The organism is Sphingobacteriales bacterium (genome assembly GCA_016699615.1).
Classification (GTDB): Bacteria; Bacteroidota; Bacteroidia; order Chitinophagales; family JADIYW01; genus JADJSS01.
Map to the genome: position 1 here is coordinate 2,822,233 of CP064984.1, position 14,706 is coordinate 2,836,938.

17 protein-coding genes, 1 tRNA gene and 1 pseudogene are annotated in these 14,706 nt (G+C 27.3%); 8 read left to right on the plus strand and 11 right to left on the minus strand.

Translation table 11 applies throughout. The features are described from left to right. Window positions 1-4: 4 nt before the first annotated feature. The 4 genes from IPK18_13480 to IPK18_13495 all read right to left on the minus strand — a co-directional run bounded on the left by IPK18_13480 (window position 5) and on the right by IPK18_13495 (window position 4,360). The gene (locus tag IPK18_13480; protein QQR97822.1) at window positions 5-241 is read right to left on the minus strand and encodes a hypothetical protein; all 237 of its coding nucleotides are present in this window, start codon (window positions 239-241) and stop codon (window positions 5-7) included. 15 nt (window positions 242-256) lie between these two features. After that, window positions 257-1,150: a methyltransferase domain-containing protein gene (locus IPK18_13485; protein QQR97823.1), complete on the minus strand. Its 894-nt coding sequence runs from the start codon at window positions 1,148-1,150 to the stop codon at window positions 257-259. 445 nt (window positions 1,151-1,595) lie between these two features. Further along, entirely contained in the window at window positions 1,596-2,513 is a 918-nt protein-coding gene (locus tag IPK18_13490; protein QQR97824.1) for a phytanoyl-CoA dioxygenase family protein, read from the minus strand. 173 nt (window positions 2,514-2,686) lie between these two features. After that, window positions 2,687-4,360: a phytanoyl-CoA dioxygenase family protein gene (locus IPK18_13495; GenBank protein ID QQR97825.1), complete on the minus strand. Its 1,674-nt coding sequence runs from the start codon at window positions 4,358-4,360 to the stop codon at window positions 2,687-2,689. A gap of 84 nt (window positions 4,361-4,444) precedes the next feature. On the opposite strand from IPK18_13495, the gene IPK18_13500 reads away from it, so the two are divergent. After that, entirely contained in the window at window positions 4,445-4,957 is a 513-nt protein-coding gene (locus IPK18_13500; GenBank protein QQR97826.1) for a sulfotransferase domain-containing protein, read from the plus strand. An 84-nt stretch (window positions 4,958-5,041) separates the two neighbouring features. Beyond that, on the plus strand, window positions 5,042-5,197 hold the full coding sequence (locus IPK18_13505) for a hypothetical protein (GenBank protein ID QQR97827.1): 156 nt from the start codon (window positions 5,042-5,044) through the stop codon (window positions 5,195-5,197). A 137-nt stretch (window positions 5,198-5,334) separates the two neighbouring features. On the opposite strand, the gene IPK18_13510 is transcribed toward IPK18_13505, so the two are convergent. The 4 genes from IPK18_13510 to IPK18_13525 form a co-directional block, all read right to left on the minus strand. Further along, complete coding sequence (locus IPK18_13510) at window positions 5,335-6,231, minus strand: radical SAM protein (protein ID QQR97828.1); 897 nt, start codon at window positions 6,229-6,231, stop codon at window positions 5,335-5,337. Further along, complete coding sequence (locus IPK18_13515) at window positions 6,215-6,550, minus strand: SPASM domain-containing protein (protein QQR97829.1); 336 nt, start codon at window positions 6,548-6,550, stop codon at window positions 6,215-6,217. Before IPK18_13515 ends, IPK18_13510 begins: the two co-directional genes overlap by 17 nt. 103 nt (window positions 6,551-6,653) lie before the next feature. Further along, window positions 6,654-7,097 carry a phytanoyl-CoA dioxygenase family protein gene (locus IPK18_13520; protein QQR97830.1) on the minus strand — a complete coding sequence of 148 codons (444 nt, stop codon included), beginning with the start codon at window positions 7,095-7,097 and terminating at the stop codon, window positions 6,654-6,656. Next, the gene (locus IPK18_13525; protein QQR97831.1) at window positions 7,021-7,578 is read right to left on the minus strand and encodes a phytanoyl-CoA dioxygenase family protein; all 558 of its coding nucleotides are present in this window, start codon (window positions 7,576-7,578) and stop codon (window positions 7,021-7,023) included. Before IPK18_13525 ends, IPK18_13520 begins: the two co-directional genes overlap by 77 nt. Before the next feature lie 244 nt (window positions 7,579-7,822). On the opposite strand from IPK18_13525, the gene IPK18_13530 reads away from it, so the two are divergent. Further along, entirely contained in the window at window positions 7,823-8,434 is a 612-nt protein-coding gene (locus tag IPK18_13530) for a DnaJ domain-containing protein (protein ID QQR97832.1), read from the plus strand. 5 nt (window positions 8,435-8,439) lie between these two features. Here the strand turns inward: IPK18_13530 and IPK18_13535 are convergent. Next, window positions 8,440-8,513 (minus strand) — tRNA-Arg (locus IPK18_13535). 78 nt (window positions 8,514-8,591) lie between these two features. Here IPK18_13535 and IPK18_13540 point away from each other — a divergent pair. After that, window positions 8,592-9,101, plus strand: coding sequence for an acyl-CoA thioesterase (locus IPK18_13540; GenBank protein QQR97833.1), 510 nt, complete (start codon window positions 8,592-8,594; stop codon window positions 9,099-9,101). A gap of 3 nt (window positions 9,102-9,104) precedes the next feature. Next, the gene (locus tag IPK18_13545; protein ID QQR97834.1) at window positions 9,105-9,767 is read left to right on the plus strand and encodes a hypothetical protein; all 663 of its coding nucleotides are present in this window, start codon (window positions 9,105-9,107) and stop codon (window positions 9,765-9,767) included. Between the two features lie 12 nt (window positions 9,768-9,779). Here IPK18_13545 and argG read toward each other — a convergent pair whose 3' ends face one another. Together argG and IPK18_13555 are read right to left on the minus strand one after the other, a co-directional pair. Further along, window positions 9,780-10,970, minus strand: a complete 1,191-nt coding sequence (gene argG / locus IPK18_13550) for an argininosuccinate synthase (protein ID QQR97835.1) — start codon at window positions 10,968-10,970, stop codon at window positions 9,780-9,782. Window positions 10,971-11,000: 30 nt separating this feature from the next. Continuing rightward, the gene (locus IPK18_13555; protein ID QQR99359.1) at window positions 11,001-11,687 is read right to left on the minus strand and encodes a GNAT family N-acetyltransferase; all 687 of its coding nucleotides are present in this window, start codon (window positions 11,685-11,687) and stop codon (window positions 11,001-11,003) included. 121 nt (window positions 11,688-11,808) lie between these two features. Between IPK18_13555 and lgt the strand changes: the two are divergent. The 3 genes and pseudogenes from lgt to IPK18_13570 all read left to right on the plus strand — a co-directional run bounded on the left by lgt (window position 11,809) and on the right by IPK18_13570 (window position 14,581). After that, window positions 11,809-12,641 (plus strand): annotated as a pseudogene (lgt, locus tag IPK18_13560) (prolipoprotein diacylglyceryl transferase). Window positions 12,642-12,732: 91 nt separating this feature from the next. Further along, entirely contained in the window at window positions 12,733-13,068 is a 336-nt protein-coding gene (locus tag IPK18_13565) for a PhoD-like phosphatase N-terminal domain-containing protein (GenBank protein QQR97836.1), read from the plus strand. 25 nt (window positions 13,069-13,093) lie between these two features. Next, window positions 13,094-14,581 (plus strand): alkaline phosphatase D family protein, encoded by a 1,488-nt coding sequence (locus tag IPK18_13570; GenBank protein QQR97837.1) that lies wholly within the window; start codon window positions 13,094-13,096, stop codon window positions 14,579-14,581. The last annotated feature ends 125 nt before the right edge of the window (window positions 14,582-14,706 follow it).

Genomic DNA, 14,706 nt, shown 5'->3' on the forward strand with positions numbered 1-14,706 from the left:
TTTATTAATGAAAATATTTTTTCTTGTTGTTTTTTATGTCATCTTTCAAATCAATGTAATCATTAAGCATATAACCAATTCCAGCAATGCCTAATGATGTAGCAAATGCAATGAGAATATAAAAATACACTTTGTATTCAAACAAATTTCCATGGTAAATCACAAAATATATTGCAGTAAAAATTAAGCTGAATTTATAAATTACTTTGTCGTAAATTCTGTCATAGATGCTTGCAAACATATTAATTTTAGCTACTTAAAGATTTTCTTTATCAATATGATTCATCTGTATTTGGTAGATATTTTGAAGAAAATATCTACTTTTTCCTTTTTCTATATCATATTCTGGTTTGTACAATTTTACTTCAAAAAAATCAATAGGAAAAATATATTTTTCCCAATTATCTATTTTTGCAATACCAGTCAATTCCTGAAATTCATTAGATATAGATAAGTTTTCAAAATCTTCTAATGGAATATCAATTGTTTTTACAAATACAATAACATACCCAATTTTTCTAACCATATCTACAAAATCATTCAAATCTGCAACTTCGTAATAATATGCTTTATTTATTTTCTGAATTTCGCTATCTATTTTGCGTTGCACCAGCCAATTTTTAGATATACGTCTAAATAAATCTTTGATATATACTTCGCCACCAGGTTTTAGAACTTTCCAAATTGCTTTCAGTAATTTTTCTTTATCTGGAGAATGTCCAAAAGATTCTAAGAAATATGCTTTATCAAAATTTTCCTTCGGGAAAATTTTATCCACTTCATGGTAATCTTGTAAATGCACATTTATCTTATCTGATAATTGCTCATTCTGAATATGCTGCAATGATGTATTGACTTGCGTAGCAGAAATAGAAACAGCATCAATATGGCAACCTACATTTTTTGCAAAATAACGAGCAGGACCACAAACACCACAGCCAGCATCTAAAATTTTGTGTTCAGGTTTCAGCACAATTTGATCTATTTGATAGTTTAAAATATTATCTAAATTATTAGTTCTAAATGCTTGAATAACTTCACCATAGACTTGGATAAAGGATTCATGATTTTTATCATAAAAATTACCTACATCTTTGGCATGTAGAGATGAATTTTTTTGCTTATTTTTACTTTTATTAAAAAACCACATAATTATTATGTATTATGGCAATTTCTCCAATTTTTAGAGACATAGAATTACAAAATGAATTTGATAGAAATGGCTTTGTCAAAGTTGCTGTTTTTAGTGAGAGCCAAGTTAATGAATTTAAGAATTTCTACCAAAATAATATAATAAAAGATTCAAAAAATTATGTATTTTGATATAAATACTTCTAAAAGTGACAATACATAAATTGGTTTGTACTTTTTACTCAAGAAGATGCAGTATTTTATGCGAATTATCATAGATCAAGCAGTAATAATACTTTAATAAAATAATATTAGTAAAAAACTTTATAAAATATAAATCAATCATTAGATGATTTTGAATTAATAGTGTAATTGAATTTATTCTACAAAAGTAGAAGAGTAAATGAGAGTTTATTATATTCTTAAAATTATTTGAAGTATTAAAAATACTAAGAAATAGAATTTTAGATAGAATTAAGGATTTTATCACAATATAATTGTGCGTTGTAATATAATTTCTGTAATGTAGAATTTTTACCATTCTTACTATTATACTTAAGTGCAATTTGAAGGTATTTACTCGTAATTGGTCTATGTATATAATGGAATCTTCTGCTTTCCGTTAGATGTTTTGGTAGATTGCCTTTTTGAAAATCATCAAAATACTGAATTAAATCATGTGGTTCTATATTATATTGTATACAAGTATTTTTATCAGCTATATCGTAAAATACAAACTGTGCTCCTTTATTTGCAATTCTTGTAGTAATTGCAATGCGATCTTCAGAAGATACATTTGGATATGAACCATGAAAAATATTATCACAAAATATCATACCTTGCCCTGCTTTTAATTCTATGTCAATTATATATTTATTAGATATTTTATTCCTATGTATTTTATGATTATTATAAGAAGCAGAAACGTAATTATCAAATAGTTTGTGGCTGTTTTTTACAATATACATGCAACCATTATTAATTGTGGTATCTTGAAGTGCTATCCAAATTGCATACATCTTATCTTTTTCTTTTTCTACTAAAGTAAAATCTTGATGTAAAGAAAATTCATTTTCTATTAATTTGGGCTTGCTCAGAAAAGCACCACCATACAAATCAAAATCTATTGCTATTGTTTGGAAATATGGCTGTATTAACTCTCTTATTTTATTACTAATTTGTATACTAGTATTAAAGTCACATTCTCTACTACTAACATATAAATGATTATTGATATTATTATCTTTAGTTCTAGTTTCTTTATAAAGTTCTAAAAGATATTTTATATCATTACTTGATAATACATCTACTATTGAATAGCCATTGTCTATTAAATCGTTATTTATTTTTTTTTCAAGAAAAATATTCTTATTGATTCTCATATATTAACTTAGTTTGTTTAAGAGCATCTTTAATCCAAATTTTAATTTGGTATAAAATGAAATATCTCCAAATAAATTTGCAACTGGAATATTATTTGCTTGATTATTATGTAACAACATTTGATTTATTAATTCATCTTTAGTAAATAATGTTGGATTATAGTCTAATTCTTTTACAACTTTGGTGTATTGTGGTAGTTTTTATTATGATAAGTATTGCGAAGTGTATCATTACTATATGTATAAAAGAATTCTTCATCTACAGTTAGTTTATACAATTTTTTATTATTTTCTGGATTTAGAAAATAGTGATGCAGAACTGCTGGTTCTGGTGTAATGCCTATGCCAATTGCAATTCTTTGTTTTTCTGTAGTATTCGGAAATGCTGCATGTACTGTCTTATTATTGAAAATTAATGCATCACCTGCTTTTACTTCAGGAAATGTAAGATAGGATAATAGTAATGACTCATGTCCCATTGTAGCTGTATATATTTCTGGTGATGGAGAGCCAACAATATTATTTAAAAATTTATGACTTCCTTTTATAAAACCCAAGGAACCTGTTTGCACATCAATATCTTCGAGTGAAACCCAAATTGTAGCAGAAAACATATCTTCTTGTTCATTATCAATAAATAGCCAATCTTGATGAGGATATGTATAAGAGTATTTGTTAGGTACTTTTACAAGAAATGAACCTAAATGTGATTTAATATCATGAAGATATTTGTTTAGTTTAGGTTTTAAGTACTCTTGAATCATTTTCATGGTATCAATCTTTTTTGTCGTATCTTTTTCATCTAAACTTACATACATTCCATACACAGAGTTTTCTACATTTCCATTTGTATATTTAAAGTAGAATTGTTTTATTTCTTCTATTTCTTGTTGTGTTAGTAGCTGCGGTAATCTTACAAAACCATCATTTTCAAATGATGCTTGCAAATTCTCTTCATTAAATATTTTATACATTTTTAAAAAATTATTTATTTTTTCTAATATATTATTTGATTTGTTTTTATTTAGTTTCTTTAAAATACTTTTTGCATCTGGAATTTTTTCATAAGGTGTTTTGCCAATAAACTTTAATTTATTTTTTGGGTCAGACCATAAATTGTCAGTAAGTAAATATTCAGAAGTAATTTCATAGACTTCTAAGTTATTTTTATCTTCTTCTGGACGATAATAATAAGTAACTGGAGTTGCATCTTTTGGTATAAGTACCATTTGTATAGCAATGCGAACATTATTAGTTTGATTTGGTGTAGAATAATGAAATAATTTATGGTCAAATATTAATCCATCGCCAGCATTAACTGGAATTTCTTTCATGTATTTTTTAAATTCAGAATTATAATGTGTTAAATTATGTGGTATTGTAGCACTTCTATATGAATTAAATAATTTATGTGAACCTTCAATTAAATGAAATCCACCATTTTGTGCATCAGTATATTGCAATGGCAACCAAAAATTAAAAGCTGTGTACTTCTTTTCATCTACAAAAGAAAAATCTTGGTGTACTTCAATCTCAGTTCCATTTGGATCTTTAGTCATGAAGTTGCAATAAAGTATCGTGTAGTTAGGCATTATTTTTTCAATTTTTTTTTGAAAAACATCCTTTAATTTAGAATCAATATATTTTCTTCTATCTAAATTACTATCAAAAACACTAATATAATATCCTAATGATTTAGCAAATGGCATGATATCACCACCCATTAATTGATATTGTTCATAATAGTCTATTATTTCTTTTACTTCGTTTGATGAAATAAAATTACTTTTAATATATCCATTATCAACAAAATACTCTTCCTGCTTTATGTCATTGAAAATCACCATGTTTTTTTTTTGAAAATATCTATCACAAATTATAATAAAAATTTGTTATTTTCATTGTTTTAACCAATAAATATACAAAAGTTTATGTATTCATTAAAGATAATGTACTATTCATATCTTTATAAATATTTTTATACTAAAGAAAATAATATTAATAAAAATATTTTTATTTCTGGTGCAACAAGAAGTGGAACAACTTGGTTGATGGAGATGTTACATACACCTAATATGCAAATTGTATGGGAAGCTACAAAATATGAAAATTTATTAAATACAACATCTGAAAAATTCACAAAAGAATTAGGTATTATTCCATATATTCCTGTAGATTGTATCTGGGACGAAGCTTATGAATATTTTGATAAGTTGATTCATGGTAATATTGTACAGGAAATTTCAAAAGACAGCCATCCATTATTATTAAGTAATCCTTTTAATAAAGATACTAACTTAATTAAATTATGTAATATAAATCTTTTATTGCCTTGGTTGTGTAAGAATTTTGATATACAACCAATTGTAATTATTCGCAACCCGTTTGATGTGGTATTGTCTCAATTAAATCATATAGGATATAATCACATGGGTAAAGTATAATATTTTTGAACTTAATAAGCCAAGATATAATGATGTGTTTCTGAAATATGATAATCAATTAAGTACTATAAATTTAAGGTATCAATGTTAACACATTGGTGGGTAATTCAACATGTGGAATTATTAAAAAATATAGATAATTCTAACCAATGGAAAATTATTTTATATGAAGATTTATTGAGAAATACTAGCGTAGTTATTAATGAACTTATTATTAAACATGATATTAAAAGAATATAAAAAATATTGATTATGTCAAACCAAGCTCAACGAGCAATTTGATGCAATGTTCAGAAAAAGCCAAAAGATAAAATTATGATAGAAGAAATAAAAAATATTTTAAATATGTATGGAATAAAACAATATAATAATTACATCTAATATATATATAAATGTAGGTAATTATTTACTTCTCTATAGGTACTTTCAATAGGATAGGAAAGAAGATTTATTGTTAGTTTCTTTTGTAAATGCTTATCTAGGTTGTTTAATTGATTTAATTTGTCTATATAGTGAGCTTTTGCATCTTCAATTTTTGTGTCTGTTAGCCAATCATATAACTTATGCTTATTGAAATCTATTAAATTAGTTAATAGCAATTCTTGTAATTCTTGTAATTCTTTTTGTTCTAGATTTTTTTTATATTGTTCTCTTTCTTTTGCTTGTTTTATCCATACTAATACATGATTCTTTAGATGTTCAAACTGTCTACTGTTTTTTTGTTGAATAGGTGTTCCTTGAGGTAATTCAATTGTTAGATAATATTCGTATAATGATTCTAACTCTGTGGTACTCATGCTCCAAATTGCAACATTTATGGGTTCCCAAACAACATTTAAGAATATATTTGTTTCGTATTTGTTTGCAAGAATAATAGCATCAGGTATCTCATAACAAGCTATATTTGTTGGAGCGAATGTTAAGCTAAAATGGGTGTTATTTTCTTTACAATAATTATAGAAGTATTCTAAATTGTTTTTTAATCTATCAAAGTTTCCATTAATTCTAACTTTTTCATATACTTCTTTGGTTGTAGCATCTAAAGAAATTCCAATATTACATTTACATTTCCCTAAAATTTTCTTTACTCTATTATTTAATACCAATCCATTTGTTTGTATATGAATTCCACAATTAGGATTTAATACAGATATTTTTTCTAATATCTTATAATAATGTTCAATAAGAAACGGTTCTCCACCTGAAAATTGTGCAAATTCAATATGTGGAATAAACTCATCTAATTGGTCTAGAAAATCATTTTTTTCTTTCATTAGAATTCCACGCTTCTTTTATAGTTGTATTTCTAATATCACCAAGAACAAATTTTCTATTATTATTACATACAACTATTTTGCCTCTAATGTCAAAAAATAAGCTATTGAATGGTGCAAAACATACATATTTTTGTGGTCCAAAATATCTGTTGAAATTATATTCAATAACTAATTTATTTGATATTGAATCATATTCTTTATTTTTAGTTATATTTATGCTATTGAAATTTTTATAATATTTTAAATTATAGTATATGTTTTTCTTAATACTATAAGTAAAATTGTTGTTGTTTAGTTTTCTTAGTAGATTTGCCATTTATAACTTGAATTCTGCTTAGCTTATTAAAGCTAAATTATTTTTTTAAAAGTAATAAAATATATCATAGATTAGTTTCAATAAGAATATTGTGTGGAATGATTTAATAATGTTTATTTCTTTCAATGAGTCGTTTTAATGAATATCTGTTTATATTACTAGGATATATTTTCTTCTGTAGTTCCATCTTTTTATATAAACTACTATCTGGTCTTTTCTCAATATTACAATTTTTATAATAGTAACTATCAATATAATACATTTCAACCATATCTTTTGGTGTATTATTGTCCCAAAAATATTCTACAAGTTCATAGTTTTTAGGCAGCAAACATGTTGTAAACGCCAATCTTAACTTATCTGATAAATTAGGTGTTGAAGAATGAATTAATGCAGAATCAAAACAGATAATATCACCAACATTGGTATTAATTGGTATCATATATTTCCATAAGGTTTTAACATAATTTTTAAATGGCCATGGCACATTCAAAGAACGCTGATAATTTCCCCAAAGATGACTTTTCGGTAAGACACAAGGTTCCATTTTTTACATTTGTATCACAAAGTGGTATCCATATATAAGTTGCATAATATTTTGTCTCATCAATAATTGGGCTATCTTGATGTGGATTTAGAATACTCGTACTACTTGCAGGTTTAATTTGAAATGCGCCTCCTGTTTTTTGTTCACAATTTTCTTTTATTACTATGTCATCAAGTATTTTTAAAGATATTTTGTTTATTTCATCAATTACTAAATTCCTTATATTTGTATCATCAAATCTACCACTATTTTGGAATTTGTCATTTAATACAAACCCACTTTGTTTACTGATTAAATCGTAATATGTTTTATTTGCATATTGAATAATACTATTAGGAATACAATTTCTTATTACAACATAACCTAAATCATTATATGTACGTTGATGTTCATCATTTATAAAATATCTAGGTGAAAAATCTCTTTGGATTGTTTTAAGCTCTTCTTTTTTTCTTATCAAGTCTATTATATTTCTAAACATTCGAAACAGAATTATTTGCTTTCTACTATAGAGATATAAAGATAGATTTTTTTTAAATTTAGGTGCTAATATCAATAATACTGCAAATAATTTAATTCAAAAAAACATTATATAAGAATCGTATCTATTGAATAGAATTTTAAATAAATAATCTATGTGCAATGAAATATAGCGACGACTAATAATATTGAATTTTTTATAGAATATAGCATAAAAAATATATTTTTTCGTTATTTTAGTTAGATTGAAGAACTATTACCATATTCTAAAAATTGAATATACTGCAAATGCATTGCAGATTAAGAAAGCATACAGAGACTTAGCAAAAATATATCATCCAGATTCTAATAACGATTTGAAAAACAAAGAGATTTTTCAAGATATTAATGATGCATATCATATACTAATTAATGCTGACTCAAGACGTAGCTATGATGAAAAACTCAAAAAATACTATCAAGATTTAGTAGCAATCAATTCAAATTCACGACCACATTCACCAAGAGAAAAAAATAGAATAAAATATAGGTATACAACAAGACCTAAAAAGGAAGAATTGTTTATTGATAAATACACCAATTATATCATTGCAGGCGTTTTTATATTTACTTTTTTATTTATTGTTTCCATTCGTGCATTAATAGGTGTGAAAGAAGACAACAACAATACGATTATAATGAGCAACGAACAATCTGATTATACATTAATAAGGCAAGATAGCAATGGAAATGAAGTTAGTGTAGTGTTAAGTCAAAGAAGTCAGGTTGTATTAGATTCAATATTAAATTCAAAGCGATTTAAAAATACACAACAATTTACTCAAGAAGAAATAGAAATATTAAACACTCTACAATAAAAAAATGACCGCGGAAGGATTCGAACCCTCAACCCTCAGAGCCGAAATCTGATATTCTATCCAATTGAACTACGCAGCCTTTTTCATTGCAAATATAAATATCCTGATATAATTTTGAGCATCAGTAAATATTATTATTTTTATAAAAAATATTGAGATGGCAAATAGAGCAATGACTGAAACACTTAATGTACAAACAGAATTAATTATGCCTGGACATACAAACCCAATGGGAAACTTGATGGGTGGTAATCTTTTGAGTTGGATGGATGTCTGTTCTGGTATTAGCGCAATAAAACTTTCTAGAAATATTGCAGTTACTGCATCTTTAGATGATGTATCATTTAAGCTACCAATAAAAGTTGGCGATATAGTTACATTACGATCATTTGTTACACGCACATTCAATACATCTATGGAAGTAATTTGCGAAGTCTTTATAAAAAATATTCATAACAATGAAGAAGTAAAATCACATGAAGCGTTTTTTACCTTTGTTGCGTTAGATAGTTTTGGTAGACCAACACATACTGACGAAGTTTTTCCTGAAACAGATAGAGAAAAAGAATTGTATGAACAAGCATTAGAACGTCGTGAATTTAGATTAGTAAAAGCTGGAAAAATTCAACTATCAGAAACAACAGTTTTGAAAAATAAATTGATATAAAGGATGAATTATGCAGAAGTGTTGAATGTTATTTATAACAAAATACTAAGTATTCGTAATGAAAAACATGGTGTATTGTGTATTGCAATAAATGGAATTGAAGGCAGTGGAAAAACAACTTTAGCAGCTAACCTGAATAATTATTTATTAGAAAAAGGATTAAAATCAAAACATGTATCAATTGATGGTTTTCATAATACGAGAGAAATAAGATATCAAAAAGGCAGAGATAATTTTTTAGGATATTATGAAGATGCGTACGATGAATTAGCTTTTAAGGAACATGTTTTACTAGCAACTAAGCATGGAATACCATATATTGTTGAAGAAATATATGATATGAGTGCTGAAGAACCTGTCGTACCTAATAAAAAATTTCTAGACAAAGACTCAGTTATAATTACAGATGGTGCGTATTTATTTAAAGACATTTATTCAACTTATTGGGATTTTAAAATATATTTAAAAGTTGATTATATTATTGCTGTTGAAAGAGCAATTGTACGTGACGAAGTATTGTTAGGTGGAAGAGAAAATACAATCAACTTATATAATAGTAGATACCACAAAGCTTCTAGGTATTACTCAGAAAAATTCCTTCCAGAAAAGATCGCAGATACGGTATTTGATTTTAATAACTTAAATGATATTACTTTGTTGAAGTAATATTTTACAAGATTATTTGTTATTTACTTTTTTCCAAATCATCATTTGGTTTGAGTAGATTTTAGAAAATCCTTTTACATCATCGCCACTCCAAGAATTATTCATTTCGCCATAGCTGCCAAACTTACTACTCATTAAATCATATTCAGATTCTATTCCAATTAAATTAAATCTATAAGGAAGTAATTCTACATAAACTTTTCCACTAACAGAACCTTGTGTACTTGTAAGCATAGCTTCAATATCACGCATTAATGGTTCGTAGAACAAACCTTCGTGTAAGTTGCTACCATATACTTGTGCTATTTGGTCTTTCCAAAATAACTGTTGCTTGGTCAATGTATGCTTTTCCAATAAATGATGTGCTTTGATCAATATCATTGGTGCAGCAGCCTCAAAACCAACTCTACCTTTGATACCAATAATTGTATCGCCAACATGTATATCTCGTCCAATTGCATAAGGTGTAGCTAATTTTTGTAAAGCTAATATAAGTTTTGTTGGATGTTGATAGCTTTCGCCATTTAATGCAATAGGTTCTCCATTTTTATATTCTATTACTATCTCTGTACTTTCCTTATTTTCTAAAGCACTTGGATACGCATGCTCAGGCAAAGTATGTCTTGATGTCAATGTCTCTTTTCCACCAACACTTGTTCCCCAAACACCTTGATTAATTGAATATGCAGCTTTTGTAGCATCAATATCTACACCATATTTTTTCAAATATTCAATCTCTTCTTCTCTTGATAATTTATTATCACGTATAGGAGTAATGATTTTGGCTTCAGGCATTACAATATTAAATATCATATCAAAACGCACTTGGTCGTTTCCAGCGCCAGTACTTCCATGTGCAATATGTCCTGCGTCAATTTTTTTTGCATAGTCAGCTACAGCCATTGCTTGGAAAACTCTTTCAGCAGAAACAGAAAGTGGATATGTATTGTTTTTTAATATATTTCCAAATAAAAGATATTTAATACATTTATTGTAATAATCTTCTAATACATCAGCAACAACAAATTCTTTTACGCCAAGTTCTTTTGCTCTTTGCTCAATGTTTTTTAATTCCAATTCAGAAAATCCACCAGTATTTACTGTAATTGCATACACATCTAATTTTAATTCTTCTCTCAGATATTTTACGCAATACGAAGTATCTAATCCACCACTGTATGCTAATACGACTTTGTTGTTCATTTTTGTTTTTTTTATATTCGATGCAAGTTTTTAAATAGCACTTGTTTTTTTCTTATTTGCTTTGCTTTTTCCTGCTGTTTTTACTTCTTTTATTCTTTGAGATTTTGTAGATTTTAATTTCTGTGGAATCTTCTTATCAACAGTTGTAATAGCTTTTACAAATTCTTTCTTTTTTGATTCTTTAGGATTATACAACATGGCTGTACACAAACAATTGGTGCGTTCAGTTCTTGTAAGTATATCAAAATTTTTACAACTTTGGCAACCACTCCAAAATGCATCATCTTTGGTCAGCTCAGAAAAAGTTACCGGTTTGTAGCCTAAATCTGAATTCATCTTCATAACAGCCAAACTTGTGGTAATACCAAATATCTTTGAGTTTTGATATTTACGCGTTGTATATTCAAATACAAATCTTTTGATTCTTTTTGCTAATCCAAAATTTCTAAATTCTTCTTTTACTATCAATCCAGAATTGGCAACATAGTTTTTCCCTTCCCAAGTTTCAATATAGCAAAAGCCTGCTACTTGGTTATCTTCAGTAATTGCAATTATACCTTTTTGTTCTTTTATTTTTAATTCTAAATATTCAGGTTTTCTTTTTGCAATTCCTGTACCACGCTTTTTTGCAGACTCTTCATATAGTTTACAAATCTCTTCAACATATACGATGTGCTTTTCTTCTGCTACAAGCACTGAAAATTTTGGCTTAGTAATTTTCAATTTTTTAGATATTATACCAACAAAAATAAATTTTATAATATAAATTCAATGTTATTTATTTTGCATATCTTATGGATAGTATAATTTTGTTTTATACATTTGTTCAAACTTTTATATGAATTTCTTTAGCTTATTTGTATTTCATTGGCATACACAACCAGAAATTTTCATGATTACTGATAATTTTGGAATAAGATGGTACAGTTTAATGTTCGGCTTAGCATTTTTTGTAGGCTATTCTATTCTATCATGGATGTTTAAAAAAGAACATAAAAACGTAGAAAATGCAGATGAACTATTAATGTATATGTTTTTTGCTGTACTTATTGGCGCAAGACTAGGACATGTTATTTTTTATGATTGGGATTATTACAGTCAGAATTTGGCAGAAATTCCAATGATTTGGAAAGGTGGCTTAGCAAGTCATGGAGCAGCAATTGCTATTCCGATAGCATTATTTCTATACAAAGAAAACATCAAGATCAATCTTACTTATGGATAATTGATAGAGTAGCAATTCCATTATCACTTGGTGCAGCATTTGTACGTTTTGGAAATTTCTTTAACCACGAAATAGTAGGAGAATACACCAATGGAAGTTGGGGCGTGTTCTTTCATAATCACATAGATGAACTTACTGGAATGTTAGATACAGGACCAAGAGTTCCAGTACAATTATTTGAAGGTATATTGTATGTTATTCTATTTATAATTTTATTGACTTATTATATAAACAAAAATTATAAACCAAAAGAAGGAACTGTAATGGCAATATTCTTGTTTGTTATGTTTATTGGTAGATTTTTTATAGAGTTCTGGAAAGATGGAGAAAAAATTATAAATCTTGGTGGAATAGAACTTAATAGAGGAAATGTTCTAAGTATTCCATTTATACTTTTAGGTTTTTTAATCTTCTTTTTAGCAAATAGAAGAAAAAACAAACTGTAATATAGAATTTGTCTGTTTTTTCCGTGAATAATTAACTAAAAATAGGGATAAGAATTTTAATATTTATTAACTTAGTGAAATAATTTTTACTATGTATAATAAACTATATCTATTACTTATCATAATTGCAAGTATTAGCAATTTATTCGCACAAGGCGAATATTCTCAACGTTCTGCTGCCGAAGAAAGTTTAGCACCATTTTATCATGGTGTCGCATCTGGTGATCCAACACCAAACGCAGTAATAATTTGGACAAGAGTTACAACTGATTTGCCAGGACAAATATCTGGAACTTGGAAAGTTGCGTTAGATACAAATATGACAAATGTAGTACAGCAAGGAACTTTTAGCACAGATAGTTCAAGAGATTATACAGTAAAAATAGATGTATCAGAATTAGAACCAAATACATGGTACTTTTTATGAATTTGAACATGATGATAAATTTTCATTGCGAGGCAGGACAAAAACAGCACCAGTTGGTGGCGTAGACCAAATGAGATTTGCATTTGTTTCTTGTTCAAATTATCCAGCTGGATATTTTAATGCATATAATAGAATTTGGGAACGCAATGATGTTGATGCAGTATTACATCTTGGAGATTACATATACGAATATGGTGGTGCAGAATATGGTACAACAAGAAAAGACCAATTACCAGCAACAGAAATTAAGACATTAGAAGATTATAGATTAAGACATTCTACATATAAATTAGATCCAGCACTTAGAACTTTACATCAAAATTTTCCATTTATTACAGTTTGGGACGACCATGAAACTGCAAATAATTCATACAAAGATGGTGCACAAAACCATACACCAAGCACAGAAGGAAATTGGTATGTAAGAAAAAGCAATGGACAAAGAGCATATGATGAGTGGTTGCCTATACGTCTGCCTGAAGCTGGAAATCCAAATAAAATTTGGAGAAAATATAATTATGGCAATCTGGTAGATATTTTTATGTTAGACACACGATTATATGATAGAAGCTACGAAGAAATAGATAGAAATGATACTACCAAAAAATTATTAGGTGATGAACAAATGGAATGGTTGAAAAATGGACTAATTAATTCAACTGCCAAATGGAAAGTACTTGGACAGCAAGTAATGATGGGCAACTTAGATCCATTGGGTATCGTAGTAAATAATGACCAATGGGATGGATATCCAACAGAAAGAAAAAAACTATACGATATTATTTTAGATAATAATGTAAAAAATGTAATTGTATTGACTGGCGATATCCATACAGCATGGGCAATGGATTTGCCATATAAAAAAGAAACATATAAAGCAAATACTGGAGCTGGTTCAGTTGGTGTAGAATTTGTAACGACAAGCATTACATCTTCAGCATCGCCTGTACCATTAGAACCTTTGTATCCTTTGGTTTCTGTTATTCTGCCACATATTAAATATGTAGATTTATTTAAAAAAGGATATGGAATTTTAGACTTAAAGCAAAATCAAGCGCAAGGTGATTTCTATTCTGTGAACAGAATTGATAAATTAGATGCTGGACAAAGATATGAAAGAGGATACTATACCGTAGATAATACAAGATGGATAAAAAAAGCAACACAAGCTACAATAAAAACAATACCTAATATCTATCTTGCACCAACAACACCAAGAATTGAATCAACAACACCTATTAGAAATAATACATTGAATGCAACAATTTTAGGAATTTATCCAAATCCATTTGTACAAGACGTATATGTACAATATAACATTTTCCAAACATCAGAAGTAAAAATTGAATTGATTGATATGTTAGGAAATATTATCTTTGCAAAGAATAAAGGATTACAACCAAAAGGATTATATAACGAAACACTAAATATTGAAAATATTGCATCTGGTAATTATAGATTAATTATAAGAAGCGGAAATAATGTGATACAAAAAAGTGTTCAAAAATTTTAGCATATGGCAAAAGTAAGTACAGTAAAGAAAAGCAGTGTAAAAAAAGTTACAAAACAAGCACCAAAAAAAATTGCATCAAAAGTAGTTAACAATAAAAAAGATGATGCAATAGCATCAAAACCTAA